At 41.7% G+C, this 16,622-nt stretch carries 20 protein-coding genes; 18 read left to right on the top strand and 2 right to left on the bottom strand.

Annotated features, from left to right (window positions below; translation table 11 throughout):
• The first annotated feature begins 53 nt into the window (after window positions 1-53).
• The 8 genes from cheY to MHO82_RS19880 are packed head-to-tail and all read left to right on the top strand — an operon-like array spanning window position 54 to window position 7,420.
• On the top strand, window positions 54-422 hold the full coding sequence (gene cheY / locus MHO82_RS19915; protein ID WP_239186905.1) for a chemotaxis response regulator CheY: 369 nt from the start codon (window positions 54-56) through the stop codon (window positions 420-422).
• 54 nt (window positions 423-476) lie between these two features.
• On the top strand, window positions 477-1,199 hold the full coding sequence (locus MHO82_RS19910) for a protein phosphatase CheZ (protein WP_239186816.1): 723 nt from the start codon (window positions 477-479) through the stop codon (window positions 1,197-1,199).
• Between the two features lie 9 nt (window positions 1,200-1,208).
• Window positions 1,209-3,503, top strand: coding sequence for a chemotaxis protein CheA (locus MHO82_RS19905; protein ID WP_239186813.1), 2,295 nt, complete (start codon window positions 1,209-1,211; stop codon window positions 3,501-3,503).
• Between the two features lie 9 nt (window positions 3,504-3,512).
• Entirely contained in the window at window positions 3,513-4,640 is a 1,128-nt protein-coding gene (locus MHO82_RS19900) for a chemotaxis response regulator protein-glutamate methylesterase (RefSeq protein ID WP_239186810.1), read from the top strand.
• 10 nt (window positions 4,641-4,650) lie between these two features.
• A complete protein-coding gene (locus MHO82_RS19895; RefSeq protein ID WP_239186807.1) occupies window positions 4,651-5,430 on the top strand; it encodes a ParA family protein in 780 nt (259 codons plus the stop codon).
• Window positions 5,420-6,436 carry a chemotaxis protein CheW gene (locus tag MHO82_RS19890; protein ID WP_239186804.1) on the top strand — a complete coding sequence of 339 codons (1,017 nt, stop codon included), beginning with the start codon at window positions 5,420-5,422 and terminating at the stop codon, window positions 6,434-6,436. Before MHO82_RS19895 ends, MHO82_RS19890 begins: the two co-directional genes overlap by 11 nt.
• 22 nt (window positions 6,437-6,458) lie before the next feature.
• A complete protein-coding gene (locus MHO82_RS19885; protein WP_239186801.1) occupies window positions 6,459-6,953 on the top strand; it encodes a chemotaxis protein CheW in 495 nt (164 codons plus the stop codon).
• Window positions 6,953-7,420, top strand: coding sequence for a DUF2802 domain-containing protein (locus MHO82_RS19880; protein ID WP_239186798.1), 468 nt, complete (start codon window positions 6,953-6,955; stop codon window positions 7,418-7,420). The genes MHO82_RS19885 and MHO82_RS19880 overlap by 1 nt, the downstream gene beginning before the upstream one ends.
• Window positions 7,421-7,436: 16 nt before the next feature.
• Here the strand turns inward: MHO82_RS19880 and MHO82_RS19875 are convergent, their stop codons facing one another.
• Together MHO82_RS19875 and MHO82_RS19870 are read right to left on the bottom strand one after the other, a co-directional pair.
• Window positions 7,437-7,721: an EscU/YscU/HrcU family type III secretion system export apparatus switch protein gene (locus tag MHO82_RS19875; RefSeq protein WP_239186795.1), complete on the bottom strand. Its 285-nt coding sequence runs from the start codon at window positions 7,719-7,721 to the stop codon at window positions 7,437-7,439.
• Window positions 7,722-7,741: 20 nt separating this feature from the next.
• Window positions 7,742-8,563, bottom strand: coding sequence for a hypothetical protein (locus tag MHO82_RS19870; RefSeq protein WP_239186792.1), 822 nt, complete (start codon window positions 8,561-8,563; stop codon window positions 7,742-7,744).
• 112 nt (window positions 8,564-8,675) lie between these two features.
• Here MHO82_RS19870 and ccmA point away from each other — a divergent pair, with 112 nt between their 5' ends.
• The 10 genes from ccmA to MHO82_RS19820 all read left to right on the top strand — a co-directional run bounded on the left by ccmA (window position 8,676) and on the right by MHO82_RS19820 (window position 16,555).
• Window positions 8,676-9,290 (top strand): cytochrome c biogenesis heme-transporting ATPase CcmA, encoded by a 615-nt coding sequence (ccmA, locus tag MHO82_RS19865; RefSeq protein ID WP_239186789.1) that lies wholly within the window; start codon window positions 8,676-8,678, stop codon window positions 9,288-9,290.
• Window positions 9,291-9,959, top strand: coding sequence for a heme exporter protein CcmB (ccmB, locus tag MHO82_RS19860; protein ID WP_239186786.1), 669 nt, complete (start codon window positions 9,291-9,293; stop codon window positions 9,957-9,959).
• Between the two features lie 52 nt (window positions 9,960-10,011).
• Complete coding sequence (locus MHO82_RS19855; protein WP_239186783.1) at window positions 10,012-10,743, top strand: heme ABC transporter permease; 732 nt, start codon at window positions 10,012-10,014, stop codon at window positions 10,741-10,743.
• A gap of 11 nt (window positions 10,744-10,754) precedes the next feature.
• Window positions 10,755-10,961, top strand: a complete 207-nt coding sequence (ccmD, locus tag MHO82_RS19850) for a heme exporter protein CcmD (protein ID WP_239186780.1) — start codon at window positions 10,755-10,757, stop codon at window positions 10,959-10,961.
• Window positions 10,958-11,443, top strand: coding sequence for a cytochrome c maturation protein CcmE (gene ccmE / locus MHO82_RS19845; protein ID WP_239186777.1), 486 nt, complete (start codon window positions 10,958-10,960; stop codon window positions 11,441-11,443). The genes ccmD and ccmE overlap by 4 nt, the downstream gene beginning before the upstream one ends.
• The gene (locus MHO82_RS19840) at window positions 11,440-13,425 is read left to right on the top strand and encodes a heme lyase CcmF/NrfE family subunit (protein WP_239186774.1); all 1,986 of its coding nucleotides are present in this window, start codon (window positions 11,440-11,442) and stop codon (window positions 13,423-13,425) included. Before ccmE ends, MHO82_RS19840 begins: the two co-directional genes overlap by 4 nt.
• Before the next feature lie 3 nt (window positions 13,426-13,428).
• The gene (locus MHO82_RS19835; RefSeq protein WP_239186771.1) at window positions 13,429-13,983 is read left to right on the top strand and encodes a DsbE family thiol:disulfide interchange protein; all 555 of its coding nucleotides are present in this window, start codon (window positions 13,429-13,431) and stop codon (window positions 13,981-13,983) included.
• Window positions 13,980-14,465 carry a cytochrome c-type biogenesis protein gene (locus MHO82_RS19830; protein ID WP_239186768.1) on the top strand — a complete coding sequence of 162 codons (486 nt, stop codon included), beginning with the start codon at window positions 13,980-13,982 and terminating at the stop codon, window positions 14,463-14,465. Before MHO82_RS19835 ends, MHO82_RS19830 begins: the two co-directional genes overlap by 4 nt.
• Window positions 14,462-15,682 carry a c-type cytochrome biogenesis protein CcmI gene (gene ccmI, locus MHO82_RS19825; protein ID WP_239186765.1) on the top strand — a complete coding sequence of 407 codons (1,221 nt, stop codon included), beginning with the start codon at window positions 14,462-14,464 and terminating at the stop codon, window positions 15,680-15,682. The genes MHO82_RS19830 and ccmI overlap by 4 nt, the downstream gene beginning before the upstream one ends.
• A 132-nt stretch (window positions 15,683-15,814) precedes the next feature.
• Entirely contained in the window at window positions 15,815-16,555 is a 741-nt protein-coding gene (locus MHO82_RS19820; protein ID WP_239186902.1) for an MlaA family lipoprotein, read from the top strand.
• Window positions 16,556-16,622: the final 67 nt, after the last annotated feature.

The following is a 16,622-nucleotide window of genomic DNA, read 5'->3' as shown; positions in this document are numbered from 1 at the left end:
CACTTTCAGTCTAGTAATTTGTGACCTCACTGGAGGCGACTTTGAATAAAAATATGAAGATCCTCATTGTTGATGACTTTTCGACAATGCGTCGTATCGTAAAAAACCTACTTCGTGACCTTGGCTTTAACAATACCCAGGAAGCGGATGATGGTTTAACGGCATTACCAATCCTTAAAAAGGGCGGTATCGACTTTGTCGTAACCGATTGGAACATGCCTGGAATGCAGGGGATCGACCTTCTTAAAACCATCCGTGCTGACGATGAACTAAAACATCTACCAGTGCTAATGATTACTGCTGAAGCTAAGCGTGAGCAAATCATTGAAGCTGCGCAAGCAGGGGTTAATGGATATATTGTTAAGCCATTTACGGCTGCAACGCTTAAAGAGAAATTAGACAAAATTTTTGAACGTTTATAGTTCTCTTTTTTGACTGGTTTATCCATCTGGTGTACTGAAGGATAATATATAAGCATGATTTCACTCGATCAAGCCAAGCAGCTTGTTGCCTTTTTAGAAAATGAGCAGCAAGAAGAAGCCAATGCTCTACTAAATAGTATTGTTTCTGATGCCAATAATAATCCTATGTTTACAGAAATAGGGTTATTAACTCGTGAACTACATGACTCATTGGTTAGTTTTAAACTTGATCAGAGAATGTCCGAAATTGCCAAAGCTGAGATCCCTGATGCACAAGATCGTTTACATTATGTAATCGATAAAACAGAGGTTGCAGCGAATAAAACAATGGACGCAGTAGATCGTTCATTGCCAATTGCGGATAATCTACATGAGTGCCTGCTGCAAGTACGGCCTCAATGGAATTGCTTAATGCAAGGGCGTATAGAACTGACAGAGTTTAAAGCCCTTTGTCATAATATTGACGAACTATTAACGCAGGTTGAAGGTGATAGTTCTGAACTTCGTAGCCAGTTAACTGAAATCTTGATGGCTCAAGATTTTCAAGATTTAACCGGGCAAATCATCCGCCGGGTAATCACTCTTGTTAGTGAAGTTGAAGAAAGGCTTGTTGAAATTTTAACGGCCTTTGGTATGGAACAAACAGAGAAGCCAGATGAAGTAATTGTCTCCGATGGCATCAAAGCTGAAGGACCAATCATGAATGCTCATGAGCGTTCAGATGCGGTTTCGTCGCAAGATGACGTTGATGATTTATTATCGAGTCTTGGATTCTAGAGGTAAGATATGAGCTTTGAAGTAGATGAAGATATTCTGCAGGACTTTTTGATTGAAGCTGGTGAAATTTTGGAGCTGCTCTCTGAGCAATTAGTTGAGCTAGAGCAAAGCCCTGAAGACTCCGACTTACTTAATGCAATCTTCCGTGGGTTCCATACAGTTAAAGGTGGCGCAGGCTTCCTTTCTTTAACGGAGCTTGTTGATGCCTGTCATGGTGCGGAGAATGTATTTGATATTTTAAGAACCGGTCAACGTAGTGTAACTGCGGAACTAATGGATACGATTCTTGAAACATTAGATACAGTTAACGTTATGTTTCAGGCTGTACAGGAAAGAGAACCTTTACAGCCTGCTGAACAACGTTTACTAGATGAATTACATCGCTTGTGTAAGCCTGAAAGTGAAGATGAAGTTGCTGAAGAAGTAGAAGTTGTCGAAGAGGCTCCTGAACCTGAAGTGGTTGAAGACGTTGCTCCAGAGCCAGCACCTGAAGTTGTTTCTGAGGCTTCTGGCAATGATTCAATTGATGACATTAGCCAAGATGAATTTGAACGTTTACTTGATGAACTACACGGAAAAGGTGGCGGCCCAGGTGGTCAACCTTCAGCTCCTACTGCAAGTGCTCCAGTAACTCCGCCTACAGTAGAGGGTGCTTCTTCGGCTGATAATGGCGATATCACAGACGATGAATTTGAGCGTCTATTAGATGAATTACATGGTTCAGGACAAGGCCCAGGAGCGCAAGCAGCTGCTTCAGAGTCTCCTGCTCCAACATCATCACAAAGTACGCCTAAGCCTATTGATGAAGTATTGGCTGGTGATGATGATTTAATGACTGACGATGCATTTGAATCATTGTTAGATCAACTGCATGGTGTAGGTAAAGGCCCTAGCATTGAAGAGTTGGATGCTGCGGTAAAACCCGCATCTGAAAACGTTGCTTCTCCGGTTGAAGCTCCCGCACCTAAAGCTCCTGAGAAGCCGAAACCTGCGGCACCTAAAGCGGAACCTAAACCTAAGGCTGTTGCCCCTAAAGCGAAACCACCGGCAGAACCTGCGCCGAAGGCAGCCGCTCCTGCCGCAAAAGCACCAGCAGCTAAAGATAATAAGCCTAAGCCGCAAGCAGAAGCTACAGTACGTGTTGACACCTCGACGCTTGATACCATCATGAATATGGTTGGTGAGCTAGTTCTTGTTCGTAACCGTTTAGTTAGCCTTGGCCTGAACAGCAACGATGAGGAAATGTCAAAAGCTGTTTCCAATTTAGATGTTGTTACTGCTGACTTGCAAGGCGCAGTAATGAAAACTCGTATGCAGCCAATCAAGAAAGTGTTTGGCCGTTTCCCTCGAGTTGTTCGAGATCTAGCTCGTAGCTTGAAAAAAGATATCGTGTTAGAGATGAAAGGTGAAGAAACCGACTTAGATAAAAACCTAGTAGAAGCGCTTGCGGATCCACTTATTCACTTGGTTCGTAACTCGGTAGACCACGGTATTGAAATGCCAGATGCGCGAGTTAAAGCAGGTAAAGAGCGAACTGGTAAAGTTATTCTCGCGGCATCTCAAGAAGGTGATCATATTCAACTCAGCATCGTGGATGACGGCGGTGGTATGGACGCAGATAAGTTGCGTAATATTGCTGTTGACCGTGGTTTGATGGACATGGATGCTGCTTCAAGATTATCGAATAAAGAATGTTATAACCTGATCTTTGCCCCTGGTTTTTCAACCAAAACAGAGATTTCTGACATCTCTGGGCGTGGTGTAGGGATGGATGTTGTAAAGACTGCCATTAATCAGTTAAACGGCTCTATCGATATTGACTCTGAAATGGGTAAAGGTACTCGTATTACGATTAAAGTGCCATTAACCTTAGCGATTCTACCAACATTGATGGTCGGTGTTGCGAAACAGCCATTTGCGCTACCATTGGCTAGTGTGAATGAAATATTCCACCTTGATTTAACGAAAACCAATACGGTTGATGGTCAACTTACGATAATCGTTCGTGAAAAGTCTATTCCTTTATTCTATTTGCAGCGTTGGTTGGTACCAAATGCTAGTCAAAGCAGTGAAAGAGCAGGACACGGACATGTTGTTATTGTTCAACTAGGTGGTCAGCGAGTCGGTTTTGTTGTTGATACTCTTATTGGTCAAGAAGAGGTGGTTATCAAGCCTTTAGATGAGTTATTGCAAGGGACTCCGGGTATGGCTGGTGCAACAATTACGAGTGATGGTCATATTGCACTTATTCTAGATGTACCAAATTTACTGAAACAGTACGCGACACGTGTTCACTTAAACTAAGGACGGATCATGGCAATAAAAGTACTAGTTGTTGATGATTCGAGTTTCTTTCGTCGCCGTGTGAGCGAAATTATTAATGGTGATTCCCGTTTAGAAGTGGTCGATATAGCCACTAACGGGAAAGAAGCGATTGAAAAAGCACAACAAATAAAACCTGATGTCATCACAATGGATATTGAAATGCCTGTGATGGACGGAATTACGGCAGTACGTGAGATCATGAAAGTGGCGCCTACGCCTATTTTGATGTTCTCATCTCTTACTCACGATGGTGCTAAAGCTACTTTGGATGCTTTAGACGCTGGTGCGTTAGATTTTTTACCTAAAAAGTTTGAAGATATTGCACGTAATCGTGATGAGGCTGTTCAATTATTGCAAAAGCGTGTAGCGGAGATAGCGAGAAAGAAAGCGTTTATGCGCTCAGTACCTCGAGTTCCAGCAGCACGAACCAAAGTTGAACCTCAACAAAGAAGTACGGCCTCAGCATTGAGACCAGCAAGTGGTGGAGCGCCGGCTAAGCCTGTTAAATCAGCAAGCGCACGTTTTAAAGCTTCTGGTAAGAAATACCAGCTGATGGCTATCGGAACTTCAACGGGTGGTCCTGTCGCTTTACAGAAAATTTTAACTAAGATTCCGGCAAACTTTCCTTACCCAATCGTCTTAGTGCAACATATGCCTGCTACATTTACTGCTGCGTTTGCTGCTCGTTTAAATAACTTGTGCCAGATCCAAGTTAAAGAAGCGGAAGACGGCGATGGGTTAAAAGCAGGTTGTGCGTATTTAGCCCCTGGTGGAAAACAGATGATGGTTGAAGGACGCCCAGGTTCATCTCGTTTGCGTATTATCGACGGTGGCGAGCGTATGAATTATAAGCCTTGTGTAGATGTGACCTTTGGGTCCGCCGCTAAGATTTATAACGATAAAGTACTATCAATGATCTTAACGGGCATGGGAGCAGATGGGCGAGAAGGCTCACGAATGCTTAAGGCTGCTGGTTCTACTGTTTGGGCTCAAGATGAGCAGAGTTGTGTTGTGTATGGCATGCCTCAAGCGGTAGCAAAAGCTGGGATCTCAACAGAAGATCTTCCTTTGGATCGTATCTCTGAGCGAATCCTTGTAGAAGTTGGATTGGCTTAGGAGTGAATTAGTGATTGTCTGGAGTATAGCCAATCAGAAGGGAGGCGTTGGTAAAACAACGACAACAGTATCTTTAGCTGGCTTAATCAGCGAAAGAAATAAAAAGGTTCTGTTAGTTGATACGGACCCACATGCCTCCCTTACAACATATTTAGGTTATGATTCCGATAATCTTCCTAAAAGTTTGTTTGATCTTTTTCAGTTAAAAACGATCGATAGGGAGTCTGTTGCTCCTATGATCCTGCATACTGAGTATGAAGGTATTGATATAATTCCTGCTCATATGTCTCTTGCTACTCTTGATCGAGTAATGGGAACAAAAGGCGGTATGGGGCTTGTGTTAAAGCGAGCATTGAAAGCATTAGAGCATGATTACGATTATGTATTAATTGACTGCCCACCAATTTTAGGTGTGATGATGGTGAATGCATTAGCAGCAAGTGATCGTATATTAATTCCTGTTCAGACTGAATTTTTGGCCATGAAAGGGTTGGAAAGAATGGTACGAACACTGCAAATAATGCAAAAATCAAAGCAATCGCCCTTTCAGGTTACTATTGTTCCGACAATGTACGATAAACGTACAAAAGCATCGTTACAGACACTATTAGATCTAAAACAGCGTTTTCCTGATCAAGTTTGGGCATCTGCAATTCCTGTTGATACGAAGTTTCGGGATGCCAGCATGAAAGGGATGCCACCATCTTATTTTTCAAAAAACTGTCGTGGCGTTTTTGCTTATAAAACATTACTTAATTACCTAGAGCGGTTAGAGCTCAATGAGCGATAATAAGAGTCTTTCCAGTGAACAAGCACTTGATGATTATTTTTCTTCCTTGTTAGGAGATGATGATCTGTTCGCTGAACATGAAACGGTACAGGCTTCTTCTGATGAGCATCAACATCATGTAGAAAAAGCAGATAAAAGTTCACCTGAATATGGTGAAGACAGTATTCATTTAGAATACTCGGAGCATATTGATTATGGTCTGACCCCTCAACTTCAACCTCAACAGGAAATGGAAGTTGCAGAAAACGCTGTAGCTTTTGATGTTCCTCAGCTTGAGGACGTGCAGAAGTTACTAAGCCAACTTGAGAATATGCAAGATCATGCCGAAGATGAACTGGATCTTGCTTTTGCAGAGGCACAAGCTGCAGCTTTAGAAAAAAAAGAAGCTACGGAAGTTAAACCTGTTGCTGATGTTATTGATGAAATTCAAGATTGGACAATTACAGAACCTGACGTCATTCTTGAAGAGCCAGAGCCAGAGCCAGAGCCAGAGCCAGAGCCAGAGCCAGAAATGGACATGGGATCTGCGCCTCCTGAGAAATGGCACAATATTGAACATGAAAATGATTTTCAGATTCTTTACTTTGAGGTAAATGGTGTTACTTTTGCAGTGCCATTAGCTGAGCTTGGTGGTATTCATCAAATTACAGAATTAAGTCATTTAATAGGTCGTCCTAGCTGGTATCTTGGCTTGCAAAGTAGCCGAGAAGCCCAACTTGATGTCGTTGATACGGCTAAATGGGTGATGCCTGAAAAAATTGATAATGATGATCATCAAGAAAACTACAATTATATTGTGATGCTTGGTGATAGTAATTGGGGCTTGGCTTGTTTTAAATTATCAGGTACTGAGTCTATAAATAGTGACAAAGTCCGTTGGCGAGAAAACGCTGGAAAGCGTCCTTGGTTAGCGGGAATGGTTAAAGAAAAAATGTGCGCCTTAATTCATGTTGAGGCCCTTATTGCCATGCTTAATGCCGGTTTGGACGTTAAGGGTATGGAGTGAGATAGCGTAAAGAGGATACAGAATGTCACAGAGCAATGAAGTAGAAGTAAGAAAAGATCAGAATAACGATGAAATTCTTCAGTGGGTGACTTTCCAGCTGGAAGAAGAGACTTATGGCATTAATGTAATGCAAGTTCGTGAGGTTCTTCGTTACTCTGAAATAGCCCCTGTTCCAGGTGCACCGGACTATGTTTTAGGTATTATTAACCTGCGTGGTAATGTTGTTACTGTTATCGACACTCGCTCTCGCTTTGGTTTAATGCAAGGTGAAACCACAGACAATACACGTATCATCGTTATTGAATCAGAACGTCAGGTGATTGGTATTTTAGTTGATAGCGTTGCTGAAGTTGTTTATTTACGTTCATCTGAAATTGACACAACACCGAGTGTTGGTACAGATGAGAGCGCCAAATTTATTCAGGGTGTGAGTAACCGTGATGGTAAGCTTTTGATTCTTGTCGACCTTAATAAGCTACTGTCTGATGATGAATGGGACGAAATGGCTCACTTATAATGGTTGATTTATTTCTGACATGGTTACCTTTGGTACTTTCGGTCATCTCATTTGTTATTTGTATTTATTTACTTAAATTAAAAATGAATGAAAAAGGCAACCTTAACGCTGAGCTATCAGAGTTGAGAGAAGAAATTTCTACCAGTAGCCAAAAAGTGGATAGTTTGAAAAAGCAGTTTACTGAGTTCAGGACGGCGTCTATAAACTTGGGGCAAACGGTCAATGATTTAGGTACACAATCTCAAGAGCTTGCTGAGCGCCTAAATGAACTCGAAATGGTTGATACCGACAGCAAACTGTATTCTCGTGCGAGTAAGATGGTTCAACTTGGGGCTGATGTTACAGAGCTAATGGAAGAATGTGAACTTCCAAAAGCTGAAGCTGAGTTAATGATGTCTTTAAAAGGTAAATTAGCTGGAAAGCAGACTATCCCACCTTTAAGTGATGAAGAAGATATAGTCCGATAATATACTACGCGTCTTGTTATACTTTTTTTGAAACCCCTTCCCACCCAGGAGGGGTTTTTCCTTCCAATATCCATGCAAAAGCAATTAGCTCTGCAATTACTAAATACAGCTCTTGTGGTATTTCATCACCAATATTCAGATGTTCTAGCCATTGAGATAAGACTGGATCTTGGTGGATTAACCCCCCTTGTTGTTTTACTTGTTCAATGATGTTTTCGGCAACGTGATCAACACCTCTAGCCTTTACCGTAGGCGTTGATATTCCGTCATATCCGATAGCAACAGCAGATTTTTTCTTCACTTTTAGCTTTCCTTCAGCGGTTAAACTTCAATATGTAAACCTGTCGGAATTTTATCTTTGAGAGGAGTTAGTTGTTGAGTCATAGTAACACCGTATTCGTTGCATTTTATTCCCTGCATTTCTATTCGTTTGAGTAATAAGGGAAGATTGGTTTCGGTTAGTTTTTTTATGGATGATGTATCCGTTTCAAACAGTAAACCGATTTGCTTATTTTTATAAGTGGCTGTTGCCCGTAAAAAACCGTGATTCTCTATTGGCAAATGAAGGCATATTTCCCAGCTTGCTTCCGAACTTTTTGTTGAATGCTTATTTGTATGGCGCTTCAGGGTTAGTTCTATAGGGTTCTTTTGTTCTGTTTGGGGTAACGAAATTAAAATAGGTTGATCTAAAGACTGCTTGGTTTCGGCGTATCGGTGCTCCGCATGTAATCGTAAGAGTGCTTGTAAATCGGATTTTGTTTCAGGCTGTAAGCTTAGCAATAATGCTTTAAATTGCTTGGGTTCAGCGAGTTTAAATTCTGTTAATACCTGAGCAAGAACTTTATCCCCTGGGCGTTGCTGAAGCCACTGCTGTAGCTTTTTGGGATCCGTAGGCATTGTTAATTGCAGCAAAATGAATTTGAGCTCTTGCTGCGCTTTAATAGGTAAAGCGTTAAGTAATGAAGAGACATTTTTTAGAATGTTCATTTGAGAGAGTAGGGTCATCAATTTAGGGATATTCGTTTGTTGAGAAAGGTTCTCTTTTACGCTTACCTCTAAAGAAGTACTTGATTTTTTAGCTGTTTCAGGTGTTTTTGTTAAGTTATGAACCTGAGAGCTATTCCCCTGTACTGATATTTTCATAAATGTCACATTTGCTTACCCATATCACATATCTTACTTGTTCTATATCTAACTATCTAACTTTTGGCTGTGATAAAATGCCTGAAAATTTCTGTCAGATACGCTGCGTTTTATGCTAGAAGTTCGCGATTTATGCTGTATTCGGGATGAAAGAATCCTTTTTGAAGACCTCAACTTTTCAATTACAAGCGGGGAACTTGTACAAATTGAAGGACAAAATGGGGCGGGGAAAACCACATTATTACGAATTATTGCTGGTTTAGGCCAGTCTGATACTGGTGAGGTGTATTGGAAAGATGAAACGATTCAGTCTGCGCGTGAAGAGTTTCACCAAGAACTATTGTTTCTTGGGCATCATACTGGAGTGAAAAAAGAGCTAACCGCATTTGAAAACTTGGCTTTTTATCAGGCAATGCATGATAAGCCTGAACCTCAAATGATTTGGGATGCATTAGCGCGGGTAGGTTTAGCTGGACGGGAAGATGTGCCAGCAGGACAATTGTCAGCTGGGCAACAAAGAAGGGTTGCATTGGCTCGTTTATGGATCAGTAAACATAAATTATGGATTTTAGACGAACCATTAACTGCTATTGATAAGCAAGGTGTCAAAGTTCTTGAGTCTTTATTTGCAGAACATGCCCAGAAAGGGGGAATGGTTTTGCTTACCACACACCAAGATATGTTTACCGATAGTGGTAATCTTCGAAAAATTCGTTTGGGTGATTAAATGTTGCAATCACTGGTTCAAGTTATACGTAGAGAGTTACTGATTGCGTTTCGTCGTCAGGCTGATGTACTGAATCCTATTTGGTTTTTTATTATTGTCATCACGCTTTTTCCATTAGGAGTGGGGCCAGAGCCAAACCTTTTAGCTCGAATCGCACCGGGCATTGTTTGGGTGGCTGCATTACTAGCCGCTTTATTATCTCTTGAGCGTTTATTTAGAGATGACTTTTCTGATGGTTCACTTGAGCAATTAATGCTCATGCCGACCCCATTATCTGTTTTAGTCTTGGCCAAGATCATAGCTCACTGGATGTTGACTGGCCTACCATTGTTATTGATAAGTCCATTATTAGCTGTGTTACTCTCACTAGACTGGGCAACTTGGAAGGCAGTAGTCTTAACATTGTTATTGGGTACGCCTACATTAAGCTTTTTAGGGGCGATAGGAGTGGCATTAACAGTCGGGCTGCAAAAAGGTGGTGTTCTTTTAAGTTTGCTGATTTTACCCTTATATATTCCCATTTTAATTTTTGCAACATCAGCAATCGACGCCGCTAGTTTAGGTATGGCTTTTAACGGGCAGCTCGCTTTACTTGGCGCAATGTTGATGGGCTCTGCAACGTTGGCTCCATTTGCTGTTAGTGCGGCATTACGAGTCAGCGTAAACTAATTATTATTTTTACAACTTATTATTTTTACAACTTAGCAAGTGAGATCATTCAATGTGGAAGTGGCTTCATCCTTACGCTAAACCGGAAAAATGTTACCGTTTATGCGGTACGTTGCTCCCTTGGTTCGCCGTTATCTCTTTTTTGAGTTTGGTTACAGGTACGATTTGGGGGCTTGCATTTGCTCCTGCTGATTACCAACAAGGTGACAGTTTCCGAATTATTTACATTCATGTTCCAGCCGCTATCTGGTCAATGGGTGCTTATATGTCGATGGCCATCGCTGCCTTTATTGGGTTAGTTTGGCAATTAAAGCTGTCTGATATGGCAGCGGCAGCAATGGCACCTATTGGCGCGGTATTCACATTTATTGCCTTACTTACTGGTGCTGTATGGGGTAAACCTATGTGGGGTGCTTGGTGGGTATGGGATGCTCGCTTAACCTCTGAGCTGATTTTATTGTTCCTTTACTTAGGTGTCATGGCTCTTTATAGCGCTTTTGATGATCAGCGTATAGCGGCAAAAGCTGCTGGAATTTTGGCTATTGTGGGTGTGATCAATTTACCTATTATTCACTTTTCTGTTGAGTGGTGGAATACCCTTCATCAGGGAGCCACTATTACTAAGTTTGACAAACCATCCATTTCATCAGATATGTTGTGGCCGTTATTATTAAATATTGTCGGTTTTGCAACTTTTTTCGGTACAGTGACTCTTATTCGTTTTAGAAATGAAATTCTAGCTCGTGAAGGGCATCGTCCTTGGGTAAGAGACTTGGTGAAATAAGGAGTAGTAACATGCATTTTGAATCACTGAGTGACTTTTTTGCCATGGGCGGTTACGCCAGCTATGTGTGGGGCGCTTTTGGTGCGACAACCGTTTCGATGTTATGGATTCTGTTTTCGAGTTTGCTTAAGCGCCGCAAGCTTATGGATGAAGTGAAACGCAAAATAGCACGTGAGCAAAGAATTAAAGAAGCAAAAAATCTGGAGAATACTTTATGAATCCAAGACGTAAGAAGCGCTTAGGCTTAATCCTAGCGTTGCTGATAGGCCTTGGCGCAACTATCGGCTTAATGCTGTATGCGTTAAATCAAAATATGGATTTATTTTATACGCCAACGGAATTGGTCAATGGTAAAGATGATGGAACTAAGCCTGAAGTCGGCCAGCGTTTGCGTATTGGTGGTATGGTCGTTGCTGGTTCTGTAAAGCGTGATAATGACTCATTGAAGGTGAGCTTTGATGTTGCTGATGTTGGCCCTAAAGTGACGGTTACTTACGATGGTATTCTTCCTGATTTATTCCGTGAAGGCCAAGGTATTGTTGCACAAGGTATTCTTGTCAATAGTACAACGGTAGAAGCACATGAAGTATTGGCAAAGCATGATGAAGAATATATGCCGCCAGAAATTGCAGAAGCAATGGAAAAAGTGCATAAGCCTCTTGAGTATACTGAAGCACAGAAACAAGGGAGCTACCAATGATCGCTGAATTTGGTCACTTTGCACTAATTGCTTCATTGGGGTTAGCTGTTTTACTGAGCTTTTTCCCTCTTTATGGAGCAAGCAAAGGCAATGTTGCCATGATGCAGACGGCACGTCCGTTATCATGGGGTATGTTTATCATGCTGTTGCTTTCATTTTTGATTCTTATGTGGTCATTTTATGTTAATGACTTCACGCTTCAGTATGTTGCGAGCAACTCTAATAGCCAACTACCTTGGTATTACCGCTTAACCGCTGTATGGGGAGCACATGAAGGTTCTCTGTTACTCTGGGTGTTAATTCAAGCTGCTTGGACTGTAGCCGTAGCAACCTTTAGTCGTGGGATGCCACAAGAGTCGGTTGCTCGTGTATTAGCGATAATGGGGTTAATCACGGTTGGCTTCTTACTGTTTATTATCGTAACTTCTAACCCATTTTTAAGAACTCTGCCTTTCTTCCCGATTGATGGCCGAGATTTAAACCCGTTACTACAAGACCCAGGCTTGATTATTCACCCACCAATGCTGTACATGGGTTACGTGGGGTTCTCAGTAGCGTTTTCATTTGCTATTGCCTCTCTAATGACAGGTCGTCTTGATACTGCTTGGGCTCGTTGGTCTCGTCCTTGGACAATCGCCGCTTGGGTTTTCTTAACGGTTGGTATCGCTCTAGGTTCGTGGTGGGCTTACTATGAACTTGGCTGGGGTGGCTGGTGGTTTTGGGATCCAGTAGAAAACGCATCATTCATGCCTTGGCTAGCTGGTACTGCACTGATGCACTCATTGGCGGTAACAGAAAAACGCGGTACTTTTAAAGCATGGACAGTATTACTGGCGATTTCTGCATTCTCGCTTAGTTTATTAGGTACGTTCCTTGTACGTTCTGGCATTTTGGTTTCTGTGCATGCTTTTGCCTCAGATCCATCACGCGGTATGTTTATTTTAGGCTTCCTCGTATTTGTTATTGGCGGCTCTTTGTTGCTGTTTGCATTGAAGAGTTCTGCAGTACGTGTGCGCGGTAATTTCAGCCTCTTTTCACGTGAAAATATCCTATTAGCAAATAACGTTTTGCTAGTTGCTGCCTTAGTTGTTGTGTTAGTTGGTACTTTGCTGCCACTGGTACATAAACAAATTGGGTTGGGCTCGGTTTCTATTGGTGCACCATTCTTTAATACTTTATTTACTTGGTTGATGATCCCATTTGCCTTCTTGTTAGGTATTGGCCCTCTGATTCGCTGGAAGCGTGACAAGCTTTCAAGTATCAGTAAGCAAATGATGATCTCTGGTGCTATTACTGTGCCACTAAGTGCATTTTTCGTATGGATTTTCTCAAACGAATTCCAATTCATGGCAATGCTTGGCTGGATGATGGCGCTATGGATTATTTCTCTACATGGTTTTGAATTATACGAGCGTGCAACACATCGCCATGATTTTTCGACAGGTGTGAAAAACTTAGGCCGTAGCCACTGGGCAATGATGTTTGCACATGTTGGTATGGCTGTTACTGTCATTGGTATCGCGATGGTGCAAAACTACAGCATCGAAAAAGACGTTCGCTTGGCACCAGGTGAAGCGATTGTTATTGAAGGTTATCAATTCTACTTTGCAGGTGTACGTGATAAAGACGGCCCTAACTACGACGGTTATATTGCTGATTTTAAAATCACTGAGAATGGTAAATACGTAAACACCTTACATGCTGAAAAACGCTTCTATACAACAGCTCGTTCTATGATGACAGAGGCGGCTATTGATCGTGGTCTAACTCGTGACTTGTATATTGCGATGGGTGAACGTTTAGATGATAACAAGTCATGGGCTGTACGTATTTATTACAAACCGTTCGTGCGTTGGATCTGGGCTGGCTCTTTGTTCATGGCAATTGGTGGTGCTCTCGCCATTTCGGATAAGCGTTACCGTTTCCGAAAAAGTGCAAAAAAAGGCGCTATTGATGCAACGAAGACAGTAAAAGAGGCATAAGTGATGAATAAGAGTATTCTTTTCGCACCATTAATTCTTTTTATCGCTTTAGTTGCGGTGTTTGGTACTCAATTGAGTCGAAACTCAGATGGCGATGATCCGACTAAATTGGAGTCGGTGCTATTAGGTAAGCCTGTCCCTGAGTTTCGTTTAGAGGACTTAACGGAAGCCGGTAAGCTTTATGATCAAGATATCTTTAAAGGCGAACCACTTCTTCTTAATGTTTGGGCAACGTGGTGTCCAACATGTTATGCCGAGCATCAGTATCTAAATAACTTGGCAAGCCAGGGCGTTAAGATTATCGGTTTGAACTATAAAGATGAGCGATTAAAAGCGGTGGGTTGGCTAAATGATTTAGGTAATCCATATTTGATCAGCTTGTTTGATGGTGATGGTATGTTAGGCCTAGATTTAGGCGTATACGGTGCACCAGAAACTTTCCTTATTGATGCTAACGGCGTTATTCGCTACCGCCATGTAGGAGATGTGAATGATCGTAATTGGAATGAAACTCTGAAGCCGATTTTTGACAAGCTGAATGAGGAGGCTAAATCATGAAACGATTAGCCACTTTACTTTTGAGTGCTTTCTTAGTTATTTTGCCAGCGTACGCTGCAATTGATGTGTATGAGTTTGATACACCAGAGCAGGAGCAGCAGTTTAAAGAGTTGGGCAATACAATCCGTTGCCCGAAATGTCAGAATAATACGATTGCTGATTCAAATGCTGAACTTGCACAAGACTTGCGTCAGAAAGTCTATGAGATGACAAAAGAAGGTAAGTCGGAAGGTGAGATCATTGATTATATGATCGCACGTTACGGAAACTTTGTTACTTATGATCCTCCTATGACGCCTGCGACGCTTATTTTATGGCTTGGCCCTTTGTCTGTGGTTGTATTTGGTTTTACTTTTATTTTCTTAAGAAGCCGTAAAAGTAAAGCACAGCTAAAAGACCAAGAGGATTGGGATGCAGAGCATGAAGCGCGTTTAAAAGCCCTATTAGATGAAGAAAAAGAAGATGGGAAGGTGAACAAATGACCTTGTTTTGGATGTCAACTCTAGTACTGACAGTGCTAGGGATCGTGGTTATTGTTCTGCCATTATGGAAAGTTCGAGATCAAGATAGCGATGCGACTCGTCGTGATGAGCTAAATAAAGCGTTTTATAAAGACCGTTTATCTGAACTGGAAGAGGAAACTTCAGAAGGTTTAGTGAATGATCAAGCTGAGTTAATTACTGAGTTAAAGCAGTCATTACTTGATGATATTCCTGAAAAGAGCCAAGCCAGTGTATCAAATGGTCTCAATGCCAAAATGATGATTGCACCAGCTGTGATTATCTTTCTGGCTATTACTTATAGCTTTTATTTTAAGTTCGGCAATATCGATAAAATTCAAGCCTGGCATGAAGTGTCGGGTAACTTACCTGCATTATCTAAAAAGTTAATGGTTCCACAAGGGGCTGAGCTAACAGATGATGAAATGTTAGATCTAACTTTGGCTCTGCGTACTAAATTGCATAACAACCCTGATGATGCCATGGGGTGGTTACTATTAGGCCGTATCGGTATGGCAAATCGCGATATTGAAACGTCTGCGGGGGCAATGAAAAAAGCCTATAAATTAGAACCACACAACCCTGATATTCAACTCGGTTATGCTCAAGCCTTAATGCTAACAGGTGAAGATGCTGAAGCTGAGCAAGCTCGTCAAATGTTACGCCGCATTATTGCTAAAGATCGCACTAACATTCGTGCTTTGTCTTTACTGGCGTTTGATGCGTTTGAACGAAACGAATATCAAGTGGCAGCAGAAGCTTGGTCTTTAATGCGTGATTTGATTGGCCCTGAAGATCCAAGAGCTGAAATGCTAGAGCGTAGTATTGAGCGTGCTTTATCGCGTATTAATGCACCTGATGCGTCTGAACTGTCAGTACCAGTGACGGTGAATCTTGGTAGTAATGTTCAGTTGCCAGAACAAGGTGTTGTGATTGTGTCTGTGCACCCTGCTAATGGAGCACCAATGCCAGTAGCGGCGGTTCGTTTGCCGCTAGAGTCATTCCCATTAACAATCAGCCTAGATGATACAAACAGCATGATCCCTGAGCGTGCTCTGTCTAGTTTAGAGACACTAATGGTACGAGCTCGTATTGATACCGATGGTAATGTATCGACTAAAACTGGTGATTGGTATGGTGAAAGTAGCGTTGTTTCAATTGGTGAACCAGTAACGTTAGTGATCGATAATCAATACTAATTAGGTATAATTGAACACAAGTCAAAATAGGCCGGGCTATCCGGCCTATTTTATATTTATAATAAAATAAACGTTGCTTGGTAGTTGATTGTGAAAAAACAGTTATGGGTAGTGCTTGTATTAGCAATAGGGATGGTCGGTTGTGCTCAAACTCCACAAGATGAGGGGCAAGCACAAGCATCTGACAATAAAGCCGAAAGTGTAGAGATTTCACATGAGAATGATCCACTTGAAGGCTTTAACCGTGTCATGTGGGATTTTAACTACGAGATACTAGACCCATACCTTGTACGTCCAGTTTCTCTTGGTTATGTTAATTATGTACCTGATCCAGCGAGAGAGATGATCAGTAACTTCTTAGCTAACCTAGATGAACCATCAAGTATGGTTAACAGTATTTTAATGGGAAATGGTAAAGACGCTGTTTTGCATTTTAATCGTTTCTGGATCAATACTTTCTTCGGTTTAGGTGGTGTGATTGATATTGCAACTGCAGCAGAAATTACCAAAAAAGACAATGTTGCTTTTGGTGATGCATTAGGAAGTCATGGAGTGGGGCATGGACCTTATTTAATGGTTCCAGGCTATGGCCCAACCACCGTACGTAATTTAACGGATACTGTTGATGGCTTGTATGTTCCTCTGACATATTTAAATTTTTGGCAAGGTCTTGGTAAATGGGCGCTAGAAGGCATGGAATCGCGTGCTGCTTTAGTTTCTCAAGAGCCATTGTTAGAAGCTTCTCCAGATCCTTATGCGTTAACGCGTGATGCTTATATTCAGCGACAAGACTTTAAAGCTGGTGTTGTGCAAGAAGAAGACCCAGAAGAAGAAGCCATGCTTGATGATTTCTTAGATGAGATTGATGAATAGCGATTAAGTTGACAAATTGGCTTTGTAATAAAGAGAAAGGGGATGTATTGATAGCATCCCCTTTATT

Origin of the sequence: Vibrio sp. Of7-15 (genome assembly GCF_022347565.1) — a bacterium.
Lineage (GTDB): Bacteria > Pseudomonadota > Gammaproteobacteria > Enterobacterales > Vibrionaceae > NORP241.
This window is presented reverse-complemented; position numbering and strand designations above follow the sequence as displayed.